The organism is Mycobacterium talmoniae, from assembly GCF_001854525.1.
Lineage (GTDB): Bacteria > Actinomycetota > Actinomycetes > Mycobacteriales > Mycobacteriaceae > Mycobacterium > Mycobacterium talmoniae.
In genome coordinates, this window is record NZ_MLQM01000070.1 from 1 (window position 1) to 23987 (window position 23987).

General features: G+C 69.6%; 29 protein-coding genes and 1 pseudogene. 16 read left to right on the forward strand and 14 right to left on the reverse strand.

Annotated elements, in window-relative coordinates:
- Both BKN37_RS14085 and dut read right to left on the reverse strand, forming a co-directional pair.
- Window positions 1-705, reverse strand: a 705-nt coding sequence (locus tag BKN37_RS14085) for a DUF3710 domain-containing protein (RefSeq protein WP_071026844.1), incomplete at its 3' end; no start/stop codon positions are given.
- 13 nt (window positions 706-718) lie between these two features.
- The gene (gene dut / locus BKN37_RS14090; RefSeq protein WP_071026846.1) at window positions 719-1183 is read right to left on the reverse strand and encodes a dUTP diphosphatase; all 465 of its coding nucleotides are present in this window, start codon (window positions 1181-1183) and stop codon (window positions 719-721) included.
- 43 nt (window positions 1184-1226) lie between these two features.
- Here dut and BKN37_RS14095 point away from each other — a divergent pair, with 43 nt between their 5' ends.
- Window positions 1227-1694 carry a DUF3093 domain-containing protein gene (locus BKN37_RS14095; RefSeq protein ID WP_423212794.1) on the forward strand — a complete coding sequence of 156 codons (468 nt, stop codon included), beginning with the start codon at window positions 1227-1229 and terminating at the stop codon, window positions 1692-1694.
- 21 nt (window positions 1695-1715) lie between these two features.
- On the opposite strand, the gene BKN37_RS14100 is transcribed toward BKN37_RS14095, so the two are convergent.
- On the reverse strand, window positions 1716-2018 hold the full coding sequence (locus BKN37_RS14100) for a DUF4193 domain-containing protein (RefSeq protein ID WP_071026850.1): 303 nt from the start codon (window positions 2016-2018) through the stop codon (window positions 1716-1718).
- A gap of 184 nt (window positions 2019-2202) precedes the next feature.
- On the opposite strand from BKN37_RS14100, the gene cei reads away from it, so the two are divergent.
- The gene (cei, locus tag BKN37_RS14105) at window positions 2203-2853 is read left to right on the forward strand and encodes an envelope integrity protein Cei (protein WP_071026852.1); all 651 of its coding nucleotides are present in this window, start codon (window positions 2203-2205) and stop codon (window positions 2851-2853) included.
- 4 nt (window positions 2854-2857) lie between these two features.
- Here cei and BKN37_RS14110 read toward each other — a convergent pair whose 3' ends face one another.
- Entirely contained in the window at window positions 2858-3715 is an 858-nt protein-coding gene (locus tag BKN37_RS14110) for an inositol monophosphatase family protein (RefSeq protein WP_071026854.1), read from the reverse strand.
- Between the two features lie 80 nt (window positions 3716-3795).
- On the opposite strand from BKN37_RS14110, the gene ppgK reads away from it, so the two are divergent.
- Window positions 3796-4614: a polyphosphate--glucose phosphotransferase gene (gene ppgK, locus BKN37_RS14115; RefSeq protein WP_071026855.1), complete on the forward strand. Its 819-nt coding sequence runs from the start codon at window positions 3796-3798 to the stop codon at window positions 4612-4614.
- Between the two features lie 178 nt (window positions 4615-4792).
- Complete coding sequence (locus BKN37_RS14120; protein ID WP_071026899.1) at window positions 4793-6259, forward strand: RNA polymerase sigma factor; 1467 nt, start codon at window positions 4793-4795, stop codon at window positions 6257-6259.
- Here the strand turns inward: BKN37_RS14120 and BKN37_RS14125 are convergent.
- Window positions 6256-6627 (reverse strand): DUF952 domain-containing protein, encoded by a 372-nt coding sequence (locus BKN37_RS14125; RefSeq protein ID WP_071026857.1) that lies wholly within the window; start codon window positions 6625-6627, stop codon window positions 6256-6258. The genes BKN37_RS14120 and BKN37_RS14125 overlap by 4 nt on opposite strands.
- Window positions 6628-6750: 123 nt before the next feature.
- On the opposite strand from BKN37_RS14125, the gene BKN37_RS14130 reads away from it, so the two are divergent.
- Both BKN37_RS14130 and BKN37_RS14135 read left to right on the forward strand, forming a co-directional pair.
- The gene (locus tag BKN37_RS14130) at window positions 6751-6948 is read left to right on the forward strand and encodes a DUF7455 domain-containing protein (RefSeq protein WP_071026859.1); all 198 of its coding nucleotides are present in this window, start codon (window positions 6751-6753) and stop codon (window positions 6946-6948) included.
- Window positions 6949-7018: 70 nt separating this feature from the next.
- Window positions 7019-7975, forward strand: coding sequence for a YihY/virulence factor BrkB family protein (locus BKN37_RS14135; protein ID WP_071026861.1), 957 nt, complete (start codon window positions 7019-7021; stop codon window positions 7973-7975).
- Here the strand turns inward: BKN37_RS14135 and BKN37_RS14140 are convergent.
- Window positions 7962-8201 carry a DUF3039 domain-containing protein gene (locus BKN37_RS14140; protein WP_071026863.1) on the reverse strand — a complete coding sequence of 80 codons (240 nt, stop codon included), beginning with the start codon at window positions 8199-8201 and terminating at the stop codon, window positions 7962-7964. The genes BKN37_RS14135 and BKN37_RS14140 overlap by 14 nt on opposite strands.
- Window positions 8202-8262: 61 nt before the next feature.
- On the opposite strand from BKN37_RS14140, the pseudogene BKN37_RS14145 reads away from it, so the two are divergent.
- The 3 genes and pseudogenes from BKN37_RS14145 to BKN37_RS14155 all read left to right on the forward strand — a co-directional run bounded on the left by BKN37_RS14145 (window position 8263) and on the right by BKN37_RS14155 (window position 10608).
- A pseudogene (locus BKN37_RS14145) lies at window positions 8263-8683 on the forward strand (DUF3099 domain-containing protein).
- 122 nt (window positions 8684-8805) lie between these two features.
- Entirely contained in the window at window positions 8806-9795 is a 990-nt protein-coding gene (gene sigB / locus BKN37_RS14150; RefSeq protein WP_071026867.1) for a sigma-70 family RNA polymerase sigma factor SigB, read from the forward strand.
- A 120-nt stretch (window positions 9796-9915) separates the two neighbouring features.
- The gene (locus BKN37_RS14155; RefSeq protein ID WP_071026869.1) at window positions 9916-10608 is read left to right on the forward strand and encodes an iron-dependent transcriptional repressor DtxR; all 693 of its coding nucleotides are present in this window, start codon (window positions 9916-9918) and stop codon (window positions 10606-10608) included.
- Window positions 10609-10614: 6 nt separating this feature from the next.
- Here the strand turns inward: BKN37_RS14155 and BKN37_RS14160 are convergent, their stop codons facing one another.
- A complete protein-coding gene (locus BKN37_RS14160; RefSeq protein ID WP_071026901.1) occupies window positions 10615-11670 on the reverse strand; it encodes a DUF4192 domain-containing protein in 1056 nt (351 codons plus the stop codon).
- A gap of 154 nt (window positions 11671-11824) precedes the next feature.
- Between BKN37_RS14160 and sthA the strand changes: the two genes are divergently transcribed.
- The 3 genes from sthA to BKN37_RS14175 all read left to right on the forward strand — a co-directional run bounded on the left by sthA (window position 11825) and on the right by BKN37_RS14175 (window position 15066).
- Window positions 11825-13231, forward strand: coding sequence for a Si-specific NAD(P)(+) transhydrogenase (gene sthA / locus BKN37_RS14165; protein ID WP_095407089.1), 1407 nt, complete (start codon window positions 11825-11827; stop codon window positions 13229-13231).
- A 146-nt stretch (window positions 13232-13377) separates the two neighbouring features.
- A complete protein-coding gene (locus BKN37_RS14170) occupies window positions 13378-14355 on the forward strand; it encodes a proteasome assembly chaperone family protein (RefSeq protein WP_071026873.1) in 978 nt (325 codons plus the stop codon).
- Window positions 14356-14379: 24 nt separating this feature from the next.
- Window positions 14380-15066: a PhzF family phenazine biosynthesis protein gene (locus tag BKN37_RS14175; RefSeq protein WP_071026875.1), complete on the forward strand. Its 687-nt coding sequence runs from the start codon at window positions 14380-14382 to the stop codon at window positions 15064-15066.
- Here the strand turns inward: BKN37_RS14175 and BKN37_RS14180 are convergent.
- The 3 genes from BKN37_RS14180 to BKN37_RS14190 form a co-directional block, all read right to left on the reverse strand.
- Complete coding sequence (locus tag BKN37_RS14180; protein WP_071026877.1) at window positions 15063-15548, reverse strand: peroxynitrite isomerase; 486 nt, start codon at window positions 15546-15548, stop codon at window positions 15063-15065. The two genes, BKN37_RS14175 and BKN37_RS14180, sit on opposite strands and share 4 nt — an antisense overlap.
- 78 nt (window positions 15549-15626) lie before the next feature.
- Window positions 15627-16106: a transcriptional regulator NrdR gene (gene nrdR / locus BKN37_RS14185; protein WP_071026879.1), complete on the reverse strand. Its 480-nt coding sequence runs from the start codon at window positions 16104-16106 to the stop codon at window positions 15627-15629.
- 93 nt (window positions 16107-16199) lie between these two features.
- The gene (locus BKN37_RS14190) at window positions 16200-16661 is read right to left on the reverse strand and encodes a LysM peptidoglycan-binding domain-containing protein (protein ID WP_071026882.1); all 462 of its coding nucleotides are present in this window, start codon (window positions 16659-16661) and stop codon (window positions 16200-16202) included.
- A gap of 206 nt (window positions 16662-16867) precedes the next feature.
- On the opposite strand from BKN37_RS14190, the gene lexA reads away from it, so the two are divergent.
- Both lexA and BKN37_RS14200 read left to right on the forward strand, forming a co-directional pair.
- The gene (gene lexA / locus BKN37_RS14195; protein ID WP_071026884.1) at window positions 16868-17575 is read left to right on the forward strand and encodes a transcriptional repressor LexA; all 708 of its coding nucleotides are present in this window, start codon (window positions 16868-16870) and stop codon (window positions 17573-17575) included.
- A 10-nt stretch (window positions 17576-17585) separates the two neighbouring features.
- Window positions 17586-18566 carry an NAD(P)H-dependent flavin oxidoreductase gene (locus BKN37_RS14200; protein ID WP_071026886.1) on the forward strand — a complete coding sequence of 327 codons (981 nt, stop codon included), beginning with the start codon at window positions 17586-17588 and terminating at the stop codon, window positions 18564-18566.
- A 10-nt stretch (window positions 18567-18576) separates the two neighbouring features.
- Here BKN37_RS14200 and BKN37_RS14205 read toward each other — a convergent pair whose 3' ends face one another.
- On the reverse strand, window positions 18577-20667 hold the full coding sequence (locus tag BKN37_RS14205; protein ID WP_071026903.1) for a sunset domain-containing protein: 2091 nt from the start codon (window positions 20665-20667) through the stop codon (window positions 18577-18579).
- A gap of 212 nt (window positions 20668-20879) precedes the next feature.
- Here BKN37_RS14205 and pcaD point away from each other — a divergent pair, with 212 nt between their 5' ends.
- Both pcaD and BKN37_RS28645 read left to right on the forward strand, forming a co-directional pair.
- A complete protein-coding gene (pcaD, locus tag BKN37_RS14210; protein WP_071026888.1) occupies window positions 20880-21650 on the forward strand; it encodes a 3-oxoadipate enol-lactonase in 771 nt (256 codons plus the stop codon).
- Window positions 21647-21832: a hypothetical protein gene (locus tag BKN37_RS28645; protein ID WP_071026890.1), complete on the forward strand. Its 186-nt coding sequence runs from the start codon at window positions 21647-21649 to the stop codon at window positions 21830-21832. Before pcaD ends, BKN37_RS28645 begins: the two co-directional genes overlap by 4 nt.
- 79 nt (window positions 21833-21911) lie before the next feature.
- Here the strand turns inward: BKN37_RS28645 and BKN37_RS14220 are convergent, their stop codons facing one another.
- The 3 genes from BKN37_RS14220 to BKN37_RS14230 form a co-directional block, all read right to left on the reverse strand.
- Window positions 21912-22322: a type II toxin-antitoxin system VapC family toxin gene (locus tag BKN37_RS14220; RefSeq protein WP_071026893.1), complete on the reverse strand. Its 411-nt coding sequence runs from the start codon at window positions 22320-22322 to the stop codon at window positions 21912-21914.
- A complete protein-coding gene (locus tag BKN37_RS14225) occupies window positions 22319-22558 on the reverse strand; it encodes a type II toxin -antitoxin system TacA 1-like antitoxin (RefSeq protein WP_165618335.1) in 240 nt (79 codons plus the stop codon). The genes BKN37_RS14220 and BKN37_RS14225 overlap by 4 nt, the downstream gene beginning before the upstream one ends.
- Window positions 22559-22675: 117 nt before the next feature.
- Window positions 22676-23836: an acyl-CoA dehydrogenase family protein gene (locus tag BKN37_RS14230; RefSeq protein WP_071026897.1), complete on the reverse strand. Its 1161-nt coding sequence runs from the start codon at window positions 23834-23836 to the stop codon at window positions 22676-22678.
- Window positions 23837-23987 lie beyond the last annotated feature (151 nt).

The window sequence follows — 23987 nt, forward strand, 5'->3', positions numbered from 1 at the left end:
CTGCATCGCCGAGCCCTGCGCGCTGCGTCGCGCCGCCGGCTCGGGTGGGCCCTGCTGCTGCTGGTCGGCGGCCTGCTGGGCCGCGGCCTGCCGCAGTTGGTCGGCCATCGGCTCGGGCAGCTGCACCGGCAGCGGAGTGCGCACCGGAAGCGGGGTGTCACCGCGACGAACGACGGTGTCGGCCAGCGCGTTTCGCGCGTCGTCGGTCAGCGCGTCGATCGTCTCGGCAGGGCCGTTGACCACGCAGCGGATCATCCAGCGGTAGCCGTCGACGCCGATAAAGCGGACCACGCCGGCCGCGGTGCCGGTGACCTCGCGGCCCCACGGGCCGTCGGTGATGCTGACCTTGGCCCCGTCTTGGCGCAGCGAATCGGCGAGTTCACCGGCCACCTCGCGCCACAGGCCCGCGGATTTCGGGGCGGCGTAGGCGGCGATGGTGTACCGCCCGTTGGCGGTCATCATCCAGACCGCGCTGGGCACCCCGGTCTCGGTCAGCTCGACTTGCACCTGGCCGTCCTGCGGCATCGGGATGAGCACCGAGCCCAGGTCCAGCCGGGCGAACTCGGCGGCGCTGGGGTCGTCGAAATCCTCGATGTCGAACGGGCCGACGAGGTCCTCGGCCGGCTCCTCGCCGGTGGCGGCGGCCACCTCGCCGGCATCCGGCGCACCGTCGTCGTTGTCGTCTTTGCGTTTACCAAATGCCATCAGCCGTCGCTCCTCACAAACTTGCATGTCCGCCGGAGGAACCATGACCGCCGTCGCCCCGCGAGGTGTCGGCCAGCCCGGCCTCGTCGAAGGACGTCACCTCGACCAGCTCGGGCAGCTCGACCCGCTGCACCAGCAGCTGGGCGATCCGGTCACCGCGATGCACCACGATCGGGGTGCCCGGGTCGAGGTTGATCAGCGCGACCTTGATCTCGCCGCGGTATCCGGCGTCGATGGTTCCCGGGCTGTTGACGATCGAAAGCCCTACCCGCGCAGCCAAACCCGAGCGTGGATGCACCAGCCCGACCATGCCCAACGGGATGGCGACCGCGATCCCGGTCGGCACCAGGGCACGCTGCCCGGGTGCCAGTTCGACGTCTTGCGCGCTGTACAGGTCGACGCCGGCGTCACCGTCGTGGGCGCGCCGCGGCAGCGGCAGATCGGGATCCAGGCGAACCACCGCCAGACTGGTCGACACGAGGCCACAGACTACCCTTGGCCGCGTGTCGGGTTCGCACCTAATCTCACCGGCCTCGCGGAATGTGCGGTACCGCGAACGGCTGCGGGTGCCCTGGTGGTGGTGGCCACTGGGTTTCGTGCCGGCGGCGTTGCTCGCGTACGAAGTCAACCTCGCGGTGCGCGGCCTACCCGACTGGGTGCCGTTCGCGGTGCTGTTCCCGGTCGCCGCCGTGACGCTGCTGTGGCTGGGCCGCATCGAGGTCCGGGTCACCGCCGACGGCGACGATATCGAGCTGTGGGCCGGCGACGCGCACCTGCCGGTCGGCGTCATCGCCCGCTCCGCCGAGGTCCCGAAGTCCGCGAAGTCGGCGGCCTTGGGGCGCCAGCTGGATCCCGCCGCGTACGTGCTGCACCGCGGCTGGGTCGGACCCATGGTGTTACTGGTCCTCAACGACCCCGACGACCCGACGCCGTACTGGTTGGTGAGCTGCCGCCACCCGGAGCGCGTGCTCTCAGCGCTCAGGAGCTGAGTGCAGCCGACCACGGGGCCCTTAGGCCGCGCAGTCGGTGCAGATCATCACGCCGTTCTTCTCGCTGGCCAGCCGGCTGCGGTGTTGTACCAGGAAGCAACACGAACAGGTGAACTCGTCGGCCTGCTTGGGCACCACCCGCACCGACAGCTCTTCGCCGGATAGATCCGCGCCCGGCAGTTCGAAGGACTCGGCGGATTCGGATTCGTCGACGTCGACGACGGCAGACTGCGCTTCATTCCGTCGCGCTTTGAGTTCCTCGAGCGAGTCCTCCGAAACATCGTCGGTTTCACTACGCCTTGGGGCGTCATAGTCGGTAGCCATTGGCTTCTCCCCTCGCTCCCCGTCGTCACCCTGCAAGCAAAGCTTTGTACCAGCGTCGAACGCATCCACCAAATGATTCGTGCCCGGATCGGGCCCAGTTTAAGTGTGATTTACGTCACATTACGTAGTCGGCCGTGGTGAGCGGTCTGCACCCGCCTCGCGCCGGTGCCTCTAGAGTGCGTTTGTGGTCACACAAATCACCGAAGGCACCGCGTTCGACAAACACGGTCGGCCATTTCGGCGGCGTAACCCCCGGCCCGCCATCTACCTGCTGGTGGCGTTGGCGGTCGCGACCGGCGTGGTGTGGACCATTGCGGTGACCCGCCCACCCGAGGTGCACGAGGCCGCGGTGTGCAATCCGCCCCCGGCGCCGGCCGGGCCCGATCAGCCCACGCTGGGCAAGCTGGTGTCCCGCACCGATATGACGAATGTCTCCCCGGCCAAGCTGGCCGAGACCAAAATTCGGGTGCTCAACGCCAGCGGCCGCGCCGGCCAAGCCGCCGAGACGGCCGGCGCGTTGCGGGATCTGGGCTTCGCGCAGCCCACCGCCGCCAACGACCCGATCTATGCCAGCACCCGACTGGACTGCCAGGGCCAGATTCGTTTCGGCGCGGCCGGTCAGGCCGGTGCCGCCGCGGTCTGGTTGGTGGCGCCGTGCACCGAGTTGTTCCGCGACGACCGCAGCGACGATTCCGTCGACCTGGCGTTGGGCACCGACTTCACCACGCTGGCCCACAGCGACGACATCGACGCGGTGCTGGCCGGGCTGCGCCCCGACGCCACCGAGCCGGCCGATTCCGCGCTGCTGTCGAAGATCCACACCGGGGCCTGCTGAGGACTCACTGCGGCAGCGACGGCAGCCCGCCGAAGCGCTCCAGCGCCGCGAACAACTCGTCGGCGACGCCGGGGGCGGCCGCGGCCACCAGCGGCGCACCACCGGCCGCCGGCTCCGGCGCCAGCACCCGCGCGCCCGCCTCGGCGGCGATCAACATCCCCGCCGCGCAATCCCACAGCTGCAGGCCGTGCTCGTAGTAGGCATCCAGCCGACCGGCGGCCACCATGCACAAATCCAGCGCGGCCGAACCGATGCGGCGCACATCGCGCACCACCGGCAGCAGCCGGGCCAGCAGCGTCGCCTGCGCGGCCCGGCGCTGCGCCGAGTAGCCGAATCCGGTGCCCAGCAACGCCATCGACAGGTCCTGCACCGCGGTGCAGCGCAGCGGGTGGCGGCCGCGCTCATCGGTGACGTGCGCGCCCAGCCCGGCCCCGGCCGAATACACCCGGCCGGCGACGACGTCGGCGACCGCACCGGCCACCGACCGCCCGGCGACCTGGGCGGCGACCGACACCGCGTAGGCCGGGATGTCGTAGACGAAGTTCACCGTGCCGTCGATCGGGTCGATCACCCAGGTGACGGTGTCGGCGCCGGACGCGGCGTCGGGGCCGCCGCCCTCCTCGCCCAGGATCGGGTCCCCCGGACGCAGCTGGGCCAGCCGGTCGCGCAGCAGCCGTTCGGTTTCGGTGTCCACCACGGTCACCGGATCGGTCGGGGTGCTCTTGGTCCGCACCGCGTCGGCGTCGGACGCCACCGCCCCGAACACCTCGGCGCGGCGCCGCCGCGCGAACGTCGCCGCCTCCCCGGCGAGCGTTTCGGCCACGGAACGAAGCTGGGCGGGACGATTCTGTGGTGTCGGCACGCCTCCATCGCAGCACAACCGCCAAGTCCGCGCCCACCGACTAAGGTGTGGGCCGACGCATCCGCCCGCCGAGGAGACCCATGTCCAGCACCGATGCCAGACCCGACCCGTCCGGGGGCCCCCAATCGTCATCCGCGGGCGCGCCCCCGCCGCACCGCGCGCTCGGCGTGGACGTCGGCGGCAGCGGGATCAAAGGCGGGATCGTCGACCTGAACACCGGGCAGCTGATCGGTGACCGGTTCAAACTGCTCACCCCGCAGCCGGCCACACCGCCCGCGGTGGCCAAGACCATCGCCGAGGTGGTCCGCCACTTCGACTGGACCGGGCCGGTGGGGGTGACCTATCCCGGGGTGGTCACCGGCGGTGTCGCACGCACCGCCGCCAACGTGGACAAGTCCTGGCTCGGTGTCAACGCCCGCGACGCGATCGGCGCCGAACTCGACGGCCAAGACGTCGTGGTGCTCAACGACGCCGACGCGGCCGGGCTCGCCGAAGAACGGTACGGGGCCGGCAAAGACAACACCGGCGTGGTGGTGTTGCTGACGTTCGGCACCGGCATCGGGTCGGCGATCATTCACAACGGGAAGTTGCTGCCCAACACCGAGTTCGGCCACCTGGAGGTGGACGGCAAGGAGGCCGAGCACCGGGCGGCGTCGTCGGTGAAGGAAAAGCACGACTGGAGTTACAAACGCTGGGCGCGCGAGGTGACGAAGGTGCTGGTCGCCATCGAGAACGCGATCTGCCCGGATCTGTTCATCGCCGGCGGCGGGATCAGCCGCAAAGCCGACAAGTGGGTGCCGCTGTTGGAGAACCGGACCCCGGTGGTGGCGGCCGCGCTGCAAAACACCGCGGGCATCGTCGGCGCGGCGATGGCGTCCACCACCGACGTGACGCGCTGAATTTCACCCGCTCGGCGCGGTGCGGGGGTGCATTGTCGTTACAATGGTCGCTGGCGGCCGCGCAACCGATTAAGCGGGGAGTATCCAAGTCGATAAACCGCCAACATTCGACATATCCGACATTTTCGGTGGCGCATGCCCAAGCGTCCCGAACCGACGTCCGACCGAAGGGGTGTACGTGGCAGCGACCAAGGCAAGCCCGGCAACCGACGAGCCGGTGAAACGCACCGCCACCAAGGCCCCCGCCAAGCGGACGGCAGCTAAGACCGCCAACGGCGCGGCCCCGGCCAAGAAGGCCGCCAAGACCACCGCGCGCAAGACCACCGCGCGCGCCACCAAGGCCGGCGCCGCCCCCAAGGACGGCCCCGCCAAGGCCAAGACGCGGACCACCCGCGGGCCGGCCAAGAAGGCGGCCGGCGCCAAGGGCGCCGCGGTCGACACCGACGCCATCGATCCCGACGCCGCCGTCGAGGACGTCGAACTCGACGCTGAGCCCGGCGACGACGACATCGAGGTAGACGCCGGCGACCTGGAACTCGACGACCTGGAAGGCGAGGGCGCCGAGGAGGCCGCGGAGCCCGCCGCCGCCCCGGCCGGCACCGCCGCCGACGAGGACGACGAGATCGAAGAGCCCTCCGAAAAGGACAAGGCGTCCGGCGATTTCGTCTGGGACGAAGAGGAATCCGAGGCGCTGCGGCAGGCCCGCAAGGACGCCGAACTCACCGCCTCGGCGGACTCGGTGCGCGCCTACCTCAAGCAGATCGGCAAGGTGGCACTGCTCAACGCCGAGGAAGAAGTCGAGCTGGCCAAGCGCATCGAAGCCGGCCTGTATGCCACCCAGAAGATGGCCGAGCACGCCGAGAAGGGCGAGAAGCTGGCGGTCGCCTACCGCCGCGACATGGCCTGGATCTGCCGGGACGGGGACCGCGCCAAGAACCATCTGCTGGAGGCGAACCTGCGGCTGGTGGTGTCGCTGGCCAAGCGCTACACCGGCCGCGGCATGGCGTTTTTGGACCTGATCCAGGAGGGCAACCTCGGCCTGATCCGCGCGGTGGAAAAGTTCGACTACACCAAGGGCTACAAGTTCTCCACCTACGCCACCTGGTGGATCCGCCAGGCCATCACCCGCGCCATGGCCGACCAGGCCCGCACCATCCGCATCCCGGTGCACATGGTCGAGGTGATCAACAAGCTGGGCCGCATTCAGCGCGAGCTGCTGCAGGATCTGGGCCGCGAGCCCACGCCCGAAGAGCTGGCCAAGGAAATGGACATCACCCCGGAGAAGGTGCTGGAGATCCAGCAGTACGCCCGGGAACCGATCTCGCTGGACCAGACCATCGGCGACGAAGGCGATTCCCAGCTCGGGGATTTCATCGAGGACTCCGAGGCCGTGGTGGCCGTCGACGCGGTGAGCTTCACCCTGCTGCAGGATCAGCTGCAGTCGGTGCTGGAGACGCTGTCCGAGCGGGAAGCCGGCGTGGTGCGGCTGCGGTTCGGCCTGACCGACGGCCAGCCCCGCACCCTCGACGAGATCGGGCAGGTGTACGGGGTCACCCGGGAACGCATCCGCCAGATCGAGTCCAAGACGATGTCCAAGCTGCGTCACCCGAGCCGCTCCCAGGTGCTGCGCGACTACCTGGACTAGCCTCCGGCGCCGAACCGCGGGAAGGTGCCGTCGGGTCCCGGCCGGTAGTCGACCACGTCGATGACGGCGTCGGCCGGCAGCGGGCCGTACAGGTGCGGGAACAGCATCGCCGCCGGATCCTCCGGCACCCCGGGCTCCCAGCGCACCGGCGCGCCCAGGCGAGCCGGGTCGAGGCGCAGCAGCACCAGGTCGGTGCGGCCCGCGTAGAGCCGGTTGGCGGGCAGATGCACCTGCTCGGGGGTGGACAGGTGCACGAAGCCGTGGCTGTCCAGCGAGGCCGGCCGCAGCTGGCCGTGCCGCTGCGCGCCCGCCCACTCCGCGGCGGCGCACAGGTGCACCAGCACCGGGGGCCTCGGCGGGGAACTCACCCCACCAGCCTGCCTGAGCTGGGCGTCCCGCGAGCGTGAGACACGACACAGCGGTGCCGGGGAACAACGCCGAACGCCCAAACGTCTGACACACTTGAGAGATACGCGAGAAACGGAGGAGCCATGAACGCGACTCTGACCAGTCCCGAACTCACCAGGGCTGATCGGTGTGATCGGTGCGGTGCCGCCGCACGAGTCCGCGCCACGCTGCCCTCCGGAGCCGAACTGCTGTTCTGCCAGCACCACGCCAACGAGCATGAGGCGAAGCTGATCGAGCTGGCCGCCGTGCTGCACGTCAGCGCCGAGCCGATCGACTCCTAACGAGCGCCCAGGACACGCCCACCTGCCGAACTGGGCAGTGACGGCACTCGTCAGGAATGCTGGACGGGTCATGACTGGCCAGATTCCGAAACCCTCCCGCCATCACCTGCTCCACATCACGCGACGCACGTTGTCGAAGAGTTGGGACGATTCCATCTTTTCCGAGTCGGCCCAGGCGGGTTTCTGGTCGGTGCTGTCGTTGCCGCCGCTGCTGCTGGGGATGCTGGGCAGCCTGTCCTATATCGCGCCGCTGTTCGGCCCGGACACGTTGCCCACCATCCAGGACCGGCTGATCACGATGGCGAGCAGTTTCTTCTCCAAGAACGTGGTCACCGAGATCATCGAACCCACGGTCCGCGACATCGTCGCCAACGCCCGCGGCGAGGTGGTGTCGCTGGGGTTCGTGATCTCGCTGTGGGCGGGCTCGTCGGCGATCTCGGCGTTCGTCGACTCGGTGGTCGAGGCGCACGATCAGACCCCGCTGCGGCATCCGGTGCGGCAACGGTTCTTCGCGCTGGGGCTCTACGTGGCGATGCTGATCGTCGCGATCGCCGGCGCGCCGTTCGTCGCGCTGGGGCCGCGCGCGGTGGTCGAGCACATTCCGGAGCGGTGGGCGGACCTGCTGCACTTCACCTACTACCCGGCGTTGGTGGCCGGGCTGCTGGTGGCGGTGACGCTGCTGTACCGGGCGTCGCTGCCCAAACCGCTGCCGTCGCATCGGCTGGTCGTCGGCGCCCTGCTGGCCACCACGGTGTTTGTGGTCGCCACCCTGGGCCTGCGGGTGTATCTGCGCTACATCACCAGCACCGGGTACACCTACGGTGCGCTGGCGACGCCGATCGCGTTCCTGCTGTTCGCGTTTTTCCTCGGCTTCGCGATCATGCTGGGCGCCGAACTGAACGCCGCCATTCAAGAGGAGTGGCCGGCGCCGGTCACCCACGCGCACCGGCTGCGCAACTGGGTGCTGGCGCGGGTGTGGAAGCCCCGCCCGCGCGGGGACCGGGCCGACGAGGTCAGCCCTTCTTGAGCGTCTCGTAGATCCGTTTGCAGTCCGGGCAGACCGGGGAACCCGGTTTGGGTGAGCGGGTCACCGGAAACACCTCGCCGCACAGCGCCACCACGTGGCTGCCCATCACCGCGCTCTCGGCGATCTTGTCCTTCTTGACGTAGTGGAAGTACTTCGGGGTATCGCTGTCGGTCCCGTCGTCGACGCGTTCGTCGGTGTCGGTGCGCTCGATCGTCTGGGTCTGCATACCGCATATTCTGCCCGGAAATCGGCACCTCCGGAAACCGGCTTGCCCCCGCCGCGCCCGGGTGTGGGACAGTGGAGGTTATGAAGCACGGCTCCGAGCTGGGTTTCGACGACGACGGTCGGCCGGTGCTCATCACCGCGGCGGCGCCTTCCTATGAGGTGCAGCATCGCGCGCGGGTACGCAAATACTTGACCTTGATGGCGTTCCGGATTCCGGCGCTGATCCTGGCGGCGCTGGCCTACGGCGCCTGGCACAACGGGCTGATCTCGCTGCTGATCGTGGTCGCCTCGATCCCGCTGCCCTGGATTGCGGTGCTGATCGCCAACGACCGGCCGCCCCGCAGCGCCGACGAGCCGCGGCGATTCGACGACGCGCGGCGACGCACCCCGCTGTTCCCGACGGCCGAACGTCCGGCGCTGGAACGGCCCCGGCCGCACCCGCCGCAACCCGACGCCGCGGCCGCCGACGGCGACGGTTCGTAGCTGCGCGGCCAGCGCGGGCGGTTCTTAACACATTCTCAGGTCATCGGCCTATTTCCGCACGTCAAACGGTGTGAGACGGCGCTCCGGCGGGAACTCTTCCCTCGGGTTGGGCGTTAAACCCGATGACAGTTCAAGCCGATCAGGAGGTCGCCATGGCAAATGCCACCACAAGCCGGGTTGACAGCGATCTAGATGCTTCCAGCCCCGCCGCCGATCTGGTGCGCGTGTATCTCAACGGCATCGGCAAGACGGCGCTGCTGACCGCCGCCGACGAGGTTGAGCTCGCCAAGCGGATCGAGGCCGGGCTGTATGCCCAGCATCTGCTGGAAACCCGCAAGCGCCTCGGCGAGAACCGCAAACGCGACCTGCAGACGGTAGTGCGCGACGGCCAGGCGGCCCGCCAGCACCTGCTGGAAGCCAACCTGCGGCTGGTGGTGTCGTTGGCCAAGCGTTACACGGGCCGCGGCATGCCGCTGCTGGACCTGATCCAGGAAGGCAACCTGGGTCTGATCCGGGCGATGGAGAAGTTTGACTACGCCAAGGGATTCAAGTTCTCCACCTATGCCACCTGGTGGATCCGGCAAGCCATCACCCGCGGTATGGCCGACCAGAGCCGCACCATCCGGCTGCCGGTGCACCTGGTGGAGCAGGTCAACAAGCTGGCCCGGATCAAGCGGGAGATGCACCAGCAGCTGGGCCGCGAAGCCACCGACGAGGAGCTGGCCGCCGAGTCGGGGATCCCGGCGGAGAAGATCGCCGACCTGCTCGAACACAGCCGTGACCCGGTGAGCCTGGACATGCCGGTCGGGTCCGACGAGGAGGCCCCGCTGGGCGACTTCATCGAGGACGCCGAGGCGATGTCCGCCGAGAACGCGGTGATCGCCGAGCTGCTGCACACCGACATCCGCAGTGTGCTGGCCACCCTCGACGAACGCGAGCATCAGGTGATCCGGCTGCGGTTCGGGCTGGACGACGGTCAGCCCCGGACGCTGGACCAGATCGGCAAGCTGTTCGGCCTGTCCCGCGAGCGGGTCCGCCAGATCGAGCGTGAGGTGATGGCCAAACTGCGTCACGGCGAACGCGCGGACCGGCTCCGCTCCTACGCCAGCTGATCGACCTCTAGCAGTGTGCCCGCCGCGTCCCCCGCGGCGGGCACACTGCTGTCACCAGGAGTGTTAGATGACCATCCGCGCAGCTGGGCAAGTAGACTCGGCGGCAACGGAGGATGCGGAATGAACGAGCTGGTTGATACCACCGAGATGTACCTGCGGACGATCTACGACCTCGAGGAAGAGGGCGTGACGCCGCTGCGTGCCCGGATTGCGGAGCGGCTTGAGCAGAGCGGGCCCACCGTCAGCCAGACCGTGTCCCGGATGGAGCGCGACGGGCTGCTGCGGGTGGCCGGTGACCGGCACCTGGAGCTCACCGACAAGGGCCGCACCCTGGCGATCGCCGTGATGCGCAAGCACCGGTTGGCCGAGCGGCTGCTGGTGGACGTCATCGGGTTGCCGTGGGAGGAAGTCCACGCCGAGGCGTGCCGCTGGGAACACGTGATGAGCGAGGACGTCGAGCGCCGGCTGGTCAAGGTGCTCAACAACCCGACGACCTCACCGTTCGGCAACCCGATCCCGGGCCTGCTGGATCTGGGGGTCGGCCCGGAGTTCGGCGCCGGGGACGCCAACCTGGTGCGGTTGACCGAGCTGCCGGCCGGGTCACCGGTGGCGGTGGTGGTGCGTCAACTCACCGAACACGTGCAAGGCGACGTCGATTTGATCAGCCGGCTTAAGGACGCCGGGGTGGTGCCCAATGCCCGGGTGACCGTGCAGACGAACCCGGCCGGTGGTGTGACGATCCTGATGCCCGGGCACGCCGACGTGGACCTGCCCCACGAGATGGCGCACGCGGTCAAGGTCGAAAAGATCTAACGCCCGCTACACGACGCGGCGCCGGTAGCCCTGCCGCGGCGGCAGCCGCACCCCCAGCCGATTCGCCAACCGGTACCCGGTGCCGGCCAGTTGCCGGATCTTGTCCGGTCGCAGTCCCGACTGCAGCGCGGTGTCCAGCATGCCGGCCATCCGGTGCGTCGGCTGGCAGCGCAGCGCGGCCTCCAACGACACCCCGGCCAGCGGCCCGTCGCCGCGGACGTAGGCGCTGAACGCCAGCAGCACCAGCGCCTCGACCCGCCACGGCTCCGGCAACACCCGCGCCAGCACCGCCCACAGCTCCTCGGCTCCGGCGGCGCCCTCCCCGATCGCCAAGCCGTACAACGTGTCCCGGACCTGCACATCGGTCAACGCGCACCCCAGCGCAGCCAGTTGCGCGTCGTCGAGCGGCTGGCCGTTCGCCACCCGGGCCGCGGCGGCCACCGCGTCGCGGACATCGCGGCGGCCCTGAGCGTCGGGATCGGCGCGACGGGCCACCTCGCGCGCCGCCGCCTGCTCGGCCACCACGGCCTCCAGCGCGGCGCGGCGGTCATCATCGACCGCGATGACCGCCTCCAGGTCGGCGCGGCGCGCGTATAGCCGCCGCCCGTCCAGCACCGCGGCCACCGCCAGCGGGGACGCCGCGGGGTCGTCGACCACTCCCCTGGCCCCGCAGCCGTCGACGCAGTGCCAGCGCCCGCCGGCGTCCACCCGGTCCACCACGTGCGCGGCCCACAGCACGATGTCGTGCTGGGCCAGCGCCTCGGTCAACGCCGCGCACACCACCCGGAAGTCGGCGTTGCACACCGGACAGCCCGCGCCCTTCGCATCGACGATCACCGCGATCGCGGCCTCGGGGCGGGCCGCGGCCGCGACCTGCGCCAGCTGCGGCATTCGTTCGGCGAGCCGGTCGGCCAGGTTGAGGCGCATCACCGACCCCAGCGCGCCGCTCTCCACGGAGACCAGGACCAGGGATTTTTCCGGTACAAAGCCCAGGATCGCCGGCAGCGCCGCGATCAGCGCGCCGGGGCGGTGCAGTTCGAAATCGGGCCGATATGTCTTCATGGCGGCAACGCTGGCAACCGGCACCGTCATCGCACCCGCCGCTGAGGCCCCAAATCGCCAAGTTGGGGACGAACTCGCAACTGGGGATCACGGCCCTGCCGTGGCAAGGTGCGCAATTTGACGAATGGGCGTAGATGTCTATCTCATGGGTTCGATGCGGGAGTACGACGTCGTCGTTATCGGTTCGGGGCCGGGCGGGCAGAAGGCGGCGATCGCCTCGGCCAAGCTGGGCAAGTCGGTCGCGGTGGTCGAACGCGGCCGGATGGTCGGTGGGGTGTGCGTCAACACCGGCACGATCCCGTCGAAAACGTTGCGGGAGGCGGTGCTCTACCTCACCGGGATGAGCCAGCGCGAACTCTACGGCGCCAGCTATCGGGTCAAGGACCGCATCACCCCGGCCGACCTGCTGGCCCGCACCCAGCACGTGATCACCAAAGAGATCGACGTGGTGCGCAACCAGCTGATGCGCAACCGCATCGACCTGGTCCTGGGCCACGGCCGTTTCGTCGACCCGCACACCATCCTGGTCGAGGAGCACGGCAGCAGCGACAAAACCACCCTGACCGGCGACTACATCGTGATCGCCACCGGCACCCGGCCGGCCCGCCCGGCCGGGGTGGAGTTCGACGAGGAACGGGTGCTGGACTCCGACGGCATCTTGGACCTCAAGTCGATCCCGGCCTCGATGGTGGTGGTCGGCGCCGGGGTGATCGGCATCGAATACGCCTCGATGTTCGCCGCGCTGGGCACCAAGGTGACCGTGGTGGAAAAACGCGACACCATGCTGGACTTCTGCGACCCCGAGATCGTCGAGTCGCTGCGGTTCCACCTGCGGGATTTGGCGGTGACGTTCCGGTTCGGCGAGGAGGTGACCGCCGTCGACGTCGGCTCGGCGGGCACCGTCACCACGTTGGCCAGCGGCAAACAGATCCCGGCCGAGACGGTGATGTACTCGGCGGGCCGGCAGGGCCAAACCGACCACCTGGATCTGCCCAACGCCGGCCTGGAAACCGATCACCGCGGCCGGATCTTCGTCGACGACCAGTTCCAGACCAAGGTCGACCACATCTACGCCGTCGGCGACGTGATCGGTTTCCCGGCGCTGGCCGCGACCTCCATGGAGCAGGGCCGGCTGGCCGCCTACCACGCGTTCGGCGAGCCGACCGACGGGATGACCGAGCTGCAGCCGATCGGCATCTACTCGATTCCGGAGGTGTCCTATGTCGGGGCCACCGAGGTCGAGCTGACCAAGGACGCGATCCCCTACGAGGTGGGGGTGGCCCGCTACCGCGAGCTGGCCCGCGGCCAGATCGCCGGCGACTCCTACGGCATGCTCAAACTGCTGGTGTCCACCGAGGACCTCAAGCTGCTGGGCGTGCACATCTTCGGCACCAGCGCCACCGAGATGGTGCACATCGGGCAGGCGGTGATGGGCTGCGGCGGCTCGGTGGAATACCTGGTCGACGCGGTGTTCAACTATCCGACGTTCTCCGAGGCCTACAAGACCGCCGCGCTGGATGTGATGAACAAGATGCGGGCGCTAAACCGGTTCCGCAGCTAAGCCGCGCCGGGCCGCTCACCTGCGGCAATAAACCTGCCGGCCGCCGCGTTGGCAACGGGTAGGTGTGGGTGCCGACGGGCACCCACCTGCACTGGGGGACAATGGAACCTGGTGCACCCCAACACCGTGGCGAGGAGGCGAAACCGATGGAGCAGGACCAACACCCAGATCACGGGCACCGCTACCAGCCGGAACAGGGCGGGATGTACGAGCTGGAGTTCCCGTCGCCGCAGCTGTCGTCACCGGACGGCCGCGGCCCGGTGCTGATCCACGCGCTGCAGGGCTTCTCCGACGCCGGTCACGCGATCCGGCTGGCCGCCGGCCACCTCAAGGACGCGTTGGACACCGAGCTGGTGGCCTCGTTCGCCATCGATGAGCTGCTGGACTACCGGTCGCGGCGCCCGCTGATGACGTTCAAGACCGACCACTTCACCGCCTACGAGGAGCCGGAGTTGAGCCTGTACGCGCTGCACGACAGCGTGGGCACCCCGTTTCTGCTGTTGGCCGGCATGGAGCCGGACCTGAAGTGGGAGCGGTTCATCACCGCGGTGCGGCTGCTGGCCGAACGCCTCGGCGTGCGCCAGACCATCGGGTTGGGCACCATCCCGATGGCGGTTCCGCACACCCGGCCGGTGACGTTGACCGCGCATTCCAACAACCGCGAGCTGATCGCCGACCACACCCCGTGGATCGCCGAGGTGCAGGTGCCCGCCAGCGCGTCGAACCTGCTGGAGTACCGGCTGGCCCAGCACGGTCACGAGGTGGTCGGGTTCACCGTGCACGTGCCGCACTACCTGGCCCAAACCGACTACCCGGACGCCGCCCGGGCGCTGCTCGAGCAGGTCGCCAAGACCGGTTCGCTGCAGCTGCCGCTGACCGCGTTGAGCGAAGCCGCCGCCGACATCCGCGCCAAGATCGACGAGCAGGTCGAGGCGAGCCCCGAAGTGGCGCAGGTGGTCACGGCGCTGGAACGCCAGTACGACACGTTCATGACCGCCCAGGAGAACCGGTCGCTGCTGGCGCGCGACGAGGAGCTGCCCAGCGGTGACGAGCTCGGCGCGGAGTTCGAGCGGTTCCTGGCCGCCGAAGCCCGCAAGAAGTTCAACGACGACGACCAGAGCTGACCGGCCACGCCGTAGAGTCGGCCTATGGGCATCGACGTGACGGTGGTGCGCGTTTTCACCGACGAGAACGACAACTTCGGCAACCCGCTCGGCATCGTCGACGCGGCGACGGTGCCGCCGCCGGACCGCCAGCGGCTGGCCGCCGAATTGGGTTACAGCGAAACGATATTCGTCGACCTGCCGGAGGCGGGCTCGACCAGCGCGCACGCCCGCATCTACACCCCGATGACCGAACTGCCGTTCGCCGGGCACCCCACCGTCGGGCTGTCGTGGTGGCTGCGCCAGCAGGGCAGCCCGATCCGCACCCTGCAGGTGCCGGCCGGCATTGTGCAGGTCAGCTACGAAGGTGCGCTCACCGTGGTCAGCGCCCGCTCGGAATGGGCACCCGAATTCGCCATCCACGACCTGGATTCGGTCGACGCGCTGGCCGCCGCCGATCCCGCCGAGTTTCCCGACGACACCCAGCACTACCTGTGGACCTGGACCGACAAGGAGAACGGGGCGCTGCGCGCGCGGATGTTCGCCGGCAACCTGGGCGTACCCGAAGACGAGGCGACCGGCGCCGCCGCGGTGCGGATCACCGACTACCTCAGCCGGGACCTCACCATCACCCAGGGCAAAGGGTCGGTGATCCACACCCGCTGGAGCCCCGAGGGCTGGGTGCGCATCGCCGGCCGAGTGGCCAGCGACGGGGTGATGACGGTCGTCTAACCGGTCCGGCGCAACACCGCGGTGAGATGGTTCTGCCGGGGCTGGCCGACCGCGCCCATATCCAGCGTGTAGGACAGCTCGTCGCCGGCCAGCCGGTAGCGCCGGGACAGGGCGGTCACTTCCTTGGCGGTGGGGGCCAAACCGATGGTGCTGGCGGTCATCTCGAATTCGATGACGTCGCCGGTGGCCGCGAAGGTGCCGACCTGGATTTCGGTGATACCGCTGGGATGGGCCAGCACCCATTCCACCCGACCCGGCTGCGGCACCCGCAGATAGCCGGTCTCGGCGTGCAGCGGCAACCCGTCGGCGGCCGATCGGGTTTTCTGCCCGTAGCTCAAAAACGGCTTGCCGACATGGCCGAACACCACTTCCTCGAGATAGTCGAACGAGGCGATGGTCGGGTACACCCCCGACCCGCGGCCCGACCAGGTGCCCAACAGTGGAGCCAGTGCCGCAAGGTTCGGGTGCAGGTCAGCCGTCATGGCGTCAGCCTACCTACCGCGAGCTGGGGGTACCTCCCGCGTGCGGGGGAGCGCAACCGCACCCCAAACGCCCGCGTTTTACGGGGCTTTTGCGTCCGCTCGGCCCAGCAACGCCCGGTGCTCGCGCAGCGCCTCGATCTCCCGCTCGAAGTCGTCGGCCGACGTGAACGACCGGTACACCGAGGCGAAGCGCAAATAGGCCACCTCGTCGAGTTCGCGCAGCGGCCCCAGGATCGCCAGCCCGACCTCGTGGCTGGGGATCTCCGGCGAGCCGGCCGCGCGCACCGTGTCCTCGACCTGCTGGGCCAGCACATTGAGCGCGTCGTCGTCGACTTGGCGGCCCTGGCAGGCGCGGCGCACCCCGCTGATCACCTTCTCCCGACTGAACGGTTCGGTGACGCCGCTGCGCTTGACCACGGCTAGCACCGCGGTTTCCACGGTGGTGAACCGCCGCCCGCATTCCGGGCAGGACCGGCGGCGCCGAATCGCCTGGCCTTCATCGGTTTCGCGGGAGTCGACCACCCGAGAATCGGGGTGACGGCAAAACGGGCAGTGCATAGCCGCTCCTTCGCCGCGCGGGCAACCGGATGTCTGAGACGACTCCGAGCGTACCTGCGTGGGGTGCGGCGCTTGCAGCAGCGGTACCACCGCTCACCCGATCGGCGCGATCAGGGTCTGGCCGGCGTCCAGCGCCGCCGAGTCCAGCCCGTTGAGTTCCCGGATCCGGTCGGCGACCTGACGGGTGGACGCCCCGGGCGCCACCCGCGCGGCCACGTGCTGCAGGGTTTCGCCCGGTTCGACGCGCACCACCGCCAGACGGTCGGGCACCGGCGCCGCGTGGTTGGCCGCCGCCCCGAATTGCGCGATCAGGCCCAGCCACACCGTGATCAGTGCGGCCAACATGGCCAGCGCCGCCGTCGTCCCCGGGGTGATCGGGCGCCGACGGTGCGGCCCCCGCGACACCAGCACACCGGTCCCCCGGTAGCGCAGCGGCGCACCGGCCGGTCGCGGCCGCGGCGGACGCACCTGCTCGCTCATCCGGCCGTTCGGATGTACCCGGACCGGCCGACGCGGCATCACCCGGCGCGGCGGGGCGGTCTCGATGAGTGTCATGGGTGGCTCCTTCCTCCGACGCAATCGCTCTTGTGTTCGAACTATAGTCGATCACCTGTTCGATGAGCGAACATGTGATCGAACTGTTGCCGAACCCTAGACCGACCCACCGACAACATCCGCCACATGCGTCCCAGGCGGGAGTGGGACGACACTTCTCGAACAGGTGTTTGAGAATCGGCTGCTTCGGGTCTACATTCGTTCCTATGAGCGACAGCAGCGATACTTCGGGCCCCGGCGATCGGGGCAACGGTTCCGATAAGCCACTGGATACGACGCTGACCGCGCGGCAGCGCACCATCCTGGACGTCATCCGCGCCTCGGTCACCAAACGCGGCTACCCGCCCAGCATCCGGGAGATCGGTGACGCCGTCGGGCTGACGTCCACCTCCTCGGTGGCGCACCAACTGCGCACCCTGGAACGCAAGGGTTACCTGCGCCGCGACCCCAACCGGCCGCGGGCGGTCGACGTGCGCGGCCCGCACGTCGCGGCGGTGGCGCCGGTCGACACCGATGTCGCCGGCTCGGATGCCCTACCCGAGCCCGCCTACATCCCGGTGCTGGGTCGAATCGCCGCCGGTGGCCCGATCCTCGCCGAAGAGGCCGTCGAAGACGTGTTCCCCCTGCCGCGGGAACTGGTCGGCGAGGGCGCGCTGTTTTTGCTCAAGGTGGTCGGCGAATCCATGGTCGACGCGGCGATCTGCGACGGCGACTGGGTGGTGGTGCGCCAGCAGAACGTCGCCGACAACGGCGACATCGTCGCGGCGATGATCGACGGGGAGGCCACCGTGAAGACCTTCAAGCGCACCGGCGGCCAGGTCTGGCTGATGCCGCACAACCCGGCCTTCGATCCCATTCCCGGTAACGACGCCGCCGTGCTGGGCAAAGTTGTCACGGTGATCCGCAAGATCTAAACCCGGGCGGATGAACCTGCTGGAGGCGCTCGGGCTGCAGTACCCGGTGATGCAGGCCGGGATGGGCGGTGTGGCCGGCGGCGAGCTGGCGGGGGCGGTATCGGCGGCGGGTGCGTTGGGCACGGTCGGGATCGCCGCGCCGCACGCGTTCGCCGCGGAGCTGCGTCGCGCGGCGACGCTGGCGCCGGGGCGCCCGGTGGCGGCCAACCTGTTGGTGCCGTTTATCCGCAAGGCCCATATCGACGTCTGCATCACCGCCGGGGTCGCCGCCGTGGTGCTGCACGACGGCATTCCGCGGCGCTGGATCGCGGCGCTGCGGTCGGCGGGCATTCCGGTGCTGTGCACGGTGGGAAGCGCCGCCCAGGCCCGGCAGGCGCTGGCCGCCGGCGCCGACGGCCTCGTCGCGCAGGGTGTCGAAGCGGGCGGCCATCTGGTGGCCGAGCGGCCGCTGGCGGTGACGTTGACCGAGGTGCTGCAGGCCGCCGACGGTGTCCCGGTGCTGGCCGCCGGTGGGGTCGCCGACGGCGCCGATGTGCGCCGGCTGCTCACCGCCGGGGCGGCCGGCGCGGTGGCCGGAACCCGGTTTCTGCTCACCACCGAATCGCGGGCCCATCCCGACTACCAGCGCCGGGTGCTGGATGCGCAACGCACGATCCGCACCCTGCTGTTCGGGCTGGGCTGGCCGCTGCCGCACCGGGTGGTGCCCAACGCGGCCACCGACCGGTGGTGTGGCCACAGCGATCTGGGGCCCGGTCTGGCCCGCGGCCTGAGCCGGGTCAGCGGACCCCTGGGCCGGCTGCTGCCGCTGAGCGCCCGGGGTGACACCGTGGCGCTGCAGCGGGTGTCGCTGCCGTTGTATACGCCGGCCTTGCCGCTGGCCGGTATGCCGGCCAGCGTGGTGGACCGCTCGGCGCTCTACGCCGGGGAGACGATGCACCGCATCCACGACGTGGTGGCGGCCGCCGAGGCGGTGGCACGGCTGGCGCCCTGACGCCGCGCGTTTAGTCGGCCCTGACGAAACCGTTGAACTGGGCGACTTCCTCGCTGGCGAACCAGATTTCGGCGGCTTTTTCGTAGTACGCGGGGCTGTCGGGTGTGTAGTACAGCCCGGACACGGTGTTGGCCTTGACCGGATACCCCTCCGGCGCTTGATAGGGGTCATCGAGTGGAAGGTGCACCGCCGGATAGACCTCGCCGTCGTAACCGGGTGACTCCGGGACGGCGTCGTCGTCGGCGCCCAACGCCGCGTGCCGACCGGTCTGCGGCTCCGACGGGCCCTGCACCTCCGAGGCGGTCGGGATGCGGGTCGGCGCGGTGTCGACCGCGTCGGGATCCTCGGCCTCCTCGAGCTCGTCGGCTCTCGCGTCGTCGACCGGCGCTTCGCCGAAGCCGCCCGCCGACCCGCCGGGCGCAGGCATCCAGCTGTCGTCGGGTTCGGTCCCGCCGAACAGATCCACCCCCGACGGCGGCCCGCCCGGCTGCTCGCCGTAACCGCCCGGTTCCTCGCCGTAGCCGCCGGGCTCCTCGCCATAGCTACCCGGCTCCTCGCCGTAGTCGCCCGGCTCCTCGCCGTAGCTCCCGGGGAACCGCGAGAGCCGCACCGTGGTTCCGGGTTCGCCGGGCTCCGCCGACCACCGCTCGTCGTCCTCGGTGTCGTAGCCGGTGCCCGGGGCCGCACCGTTGGCGACCGCGCCGGCCGTCGCGCGACGACGCCCGTTGCGGCGCAACAGGAATCGTTCGGCCTTGCGCCGCCGCTGCCACCACAGCCCCGCCAGCAGCGGCAGCAGCACCAGCGCGGCCAGCGCCGCGGCCAGCCACCACCAATGCCAGCTGAATCCGGTGCCGCCGCCGCCGTGGTGACTCAGCGCGGGACCGCTGGGCGCGTTCTGGCCCGGCACCTGCAGCCCCGCCAGCTGGCCGGCCAGGTTTTCCGGGTCGGTGCTGAACCGGTTGGCGACCCGGTCCCAGGAGATGGTGCCGCCGGTGAATTTCTGCGAGACCACATTGCCGTCGACCGACTGGTCGCCCACCGGCGCGCCCAGCTTCCCGGCGGCGCCGCCGAGTTTGTCCCACGCGACCTTCATCGCGCCGCGCACCACGAAGGCGCCGTGATCGGGGCTGAAGAAGATCACCGGCTTGTCCTCGCCGGAGAAGGTGCTGACCCGGCTGCCCGGGATCGGCCCGTCGGCCTCGCTGCTGACCGGGAAGCCCAGATCGCTGCCGGCGGGCCCGCCCAGGGACTCGTACTTCGCCAGCACCTCACCGGAGACGGCGTTGGCCCCGGTGTCCGGGGAGAAGAAGACCTTGCCGCCGGCGAAGTCTTGGCCCGCGCCGTCGGTGCCGACCGTGTATTGGTCGCCCTGTTTGGCGCCCAGCGGCCCGGAGGCGCCGCCGGCCGCCCGCCACGCCCGGTTGATGGCCGCGGTCGCGTCGACCGGCACCTGCAAGTCCTTCAGGTCGCCGGCCAGCTCGGGCGGATCGGTGCTGAATGCCTTGGTCACCCGGTTCCACGACACCTGACCGCCGCTGAACTTCTGGGTGATCACGTCGCCGTCGGTGGTTTCGTCGGCGACCGGGACGCCCAGTGTGCCCGACGAACTGCCCAACTTGTCCCAGGCGGCGTTGATCGCCCCGCGCACCACGAAGGCGCCGTGCTCGGGGGTGTAGAAAATCACCGGGTGATCGGCGGCGTCGAAGGTGATCGACCGACTGTCCGGGCTGGCCAAGCCGGGGGCCTCGTCGACGTTCGGGAAACCCAGGTCGCTGTCGGCGGGACCGCCCAGCGACTCGTACTTCTGCAACACCGCGCCGTACATGGCGCGGGCACCGGTGGCCGGGGTGTAAAACATCTTCCCGCCGGCGAAGTCTTCGGCGAAGCCGTCCCCGATCGGATAGACATCACCTTGCCGCGCGCCGAGTTCGGAATTGTCGCCGCCGGCGGCGTCCCACGCCGCGCTAATCGCGTCGGCGGCGTCGGACTCGGGAGTCGCCGCGGCGGTGGGTGCCCACAGCAGGACCGTCGCCGCCGTGGTCAGCAGGCCGAGCGCCGCGCGTACGGCCGCCCTGCCTAGTCGCCCTCTCTGCCCAGTCACCAAACCTCCCCGGCCGCCCATCTGCCGCTGTCTGTCACGTCGCACAACTGCATAACTATTGCGTTGACGGACACAAATTGCGAACGCGTGCCTCTGACAGTACGAAAATAGATGCACAACCGATGTTCAATTGATGCAGGTTTGCGCGTGTCGCTCATTCGGGTTCGCTTGACCTCGCCGACACCGAGGTCGCGCTCACTACCGTGGTGGCCATGGGCGCGGTTCCGGTTTACGCCACCGTCACTGGCCGCGCCGACGGCCCGGCGGTGGTGCTGTCCAACTCGCTGGGCGCCACCCACCGCATGTGGGATGCCCAGCTCGACCCACTCGCGCGGCGATTCCGGGTTATCCGCTACGACACCCGGGGCCACGGCGACTCCCCCGTCCCGGCCGGCCCGTACTCGATCGACGATCCGGCCGACGACCTGCTGGCCCTGCTGGATCGGCTCGGCGTGGCCCGCGCGCACCTGGTCGGGCTGTCGCTGGGCGGGATGACCGCGATGCGGGTGGCCGCCCGCCACCCTCACCGGGTGGACCGGGTGGTGCTGCTGTGCACCGCGACCCGGCTGCCGCCGGCCGCCGCCTGGGAAGAGCGGGCCGCGACGGTGCGCGCCCACGGCACCGGTGCGGTCGCCGAATCCGTGGTGCAGCGCTGGTTCACCCCCGGGTATCTGGCCGCCCACCCCGAGGTCAACGCCGCGCACCAGGCGATGGTCGCCGCCACCCCCGCCGAGGGGTACGCCGGCTGCTGTGCGGCCATCGCCGCGCTCGACCTGCGCGCCGAGCTGGCCTCGATTGCCGCGCCGACGCTGGCGATCGCCGGCGCCGACGATCCGGCGACGCCGCCGGCCAAGCTCGCCGAGATCGCCGACGGGGTTCGTGACGGTCGACTGCTGGTCGTCGATGACGCCGCGCACCTGGCCAACGCCGAGCGGCCCGACATCGTCACCGCGGCGATCATCGAACATTTGGCGCAGCCGTGAGTCTGGATCCGTTGCTGGCGGTGGTGGCAGATGGCATGGGCGACGGACCCGGTAGCGCAATGGCCGCGCGCACCACCGTGGACATCATCGTCGAGCAGCTGCGGGCGACCAGCAGAATCGGCCCGGCCCGCCTGCTGGCCGCGGTGGCCGCCACTTCAGACGCCGAGATCGACGTTTCGTAGCAAAAGTCCGAGTGGCGGCCACGAAAACGTCGATCTCGGTGACGCCCGGTGTGGCACCGTATCGGGCGAGTCTGCACGGTCAGCTCGGGATGATTTCGAAGCGGGTACGCCCATGGATGCGATACACCCGGAAATCGTCATCGAGCGTGAAGATCCGCCGTTCGCCGCGTTCCTCCGCGAGCGCGACGAGGGTGGCATCGGCGAGGTCCATCGGGCGATCGGCGTACTTCACCATGAGCGTGGCGCTGCGCTCGACCGCCGTGCGCGAGAGTTCGGCGATCTTCAGCCGCCTACTCAGCCGCAGCTTCCACAGCGCTTGCTGACCAGCGGACCCGCCGGCGCGACCCAGCAAGTACATCGCCTCGGTGAACGCCGGCCAGGTGGTCACCAACGGCAACGCCAAAGTGCGCAGGGCGAGCGCACAGGTCTCGTGATCGGCCTCGTCGGCGTCAATCAGCGCAACCAGCGGGCCAGCATCGCAGAGCGTCACGAGCTGCGGTCAGCGAGCACTTCGGTAAACGCCGCCCCGGTCCGGCGGGCCCGACCGCCGCCGCCATGGATGACGCCAAGCACATCGGCGAAGTCCTCATGACCATCGGTGTTCAGCACCGTGTCAGCCCGCTCGGCGGCGGCCCGCCGGATGAACTCCGACAACGACTCCCCGGCGACGGCGGCCGCTCGCTGCAGCCGCTGCTCCAACTCGGGATCCAGACGCAGAGTCTTCATCCCCATAGCGTATCGCGCCAAGCATTCAGCGTGATACATCCCGTCCGGGCGGCACCGGCCGCGCTGGGGAGGATCCCGATGGCGATCCACCCCAGCGACGTCGACGTGCGCCAGCCCCTATACGCCGAGGCTGCGCCCGATGATCTCCTTCATGATTTCGGTGGTGCCGCCGTAGATGGTCTGCACCCGGGAGTCCAGGAAGGCCCGAGCGACCCCGTATTCGCGCATGTAGCCGTAGCCGCCGTGCAGCTGCAGACACCGGTCGATCAGCGACACCTGCTTCTCGGTGGTGTACCACTTGGCCATGGCGGCCTGCTCCACCGTCAGCTGCTTGTCCAGGTGCAGCCGGATGAACTCGTCGACCATCATCCGCACCACGGTGGCCTCGGTGGCCAGCTCGGCCAGCACGAACCGGCTGTTTTGGAAGCTGCCGATCGGCTTGCCGAAAGCCTTGCGCTCCTTGGTGTATTGGATGGTGTCCTCGAGCACCTTCTCCATCGCGGCGGCGGCCATGATCGCGATCGAGATCCGTTCCTGCGGCAGGTTCTGCATCAGGTAGATGAAGCCCATGCCCTCCTGGCCGAGCAGGTTCTCGACCGGCACGTGCACGTCGGTGAAGGACAGTTCGGCGGTGTCCTGGGCGTCCAGACCGATCTTGTCCAGGTGCCGGCCGCGTTCGAAGCCCTCCATGCCGCGCTCGACCACCAGCAGGCTGAAGCCCTGGGCACCCTTCTCCGGGTCGGTCTGGGCGACCACGATCACCAGGTCGGAGTTGATGCCGTTGGTGATGAAGGTCTTCGAGCCGTTGAGAACGTAGTGGTCGCCCTGTTTGACCGCCCGGGTCTTGATGCCCTGCAGGTCGCTGCCCGTTCCGGGCTCGGTCATCGCGATCGCGGTGATCAGTTCGCCGGTGCAGAACTTCGGCAGCCAGCGCTGCTTCTGCTCCTCGTTGCACAGTTCTAGCAGGTAGGGCGCGCAGACGTCGTTGTGCAGGCTGAACCCGATGCCGCTGTAACGACCGGCGGTGGTTTCCTCGGTGATGATCGTGTTGTAGCGGAAGTCGGGGTTGCCGCCGCCGCCGTACTCCTCGGGCACCGCCATCCCCAAAAAGCCCTGCTTACCGGCCTCCAGCCAGACGCCGCGGTCGACGATCTTGGCCTTCTCCCACTCCTCGTGGTGCGGCGCGACGTGGCGCTCCAAGAACGCGCGATACGACTCGCGGAACAGCTCGTGCTCCGGCTCGAACAGGGTGCGCTGGTATTTGACGGCGCTGGTCATCTGGCCTCCGGGGTGTGCGGAAATGGGCAACGAACCTCCCCCGAAGATATACCAACCGGGTGGTTGGTCGGTCAGCGGGCGGGTTACCGGGCGCCGGGCCGCGCGCCCCGGCTGCGGCGCTGGTGGTCCGGCGCCCCGGTGCGGCCACCAC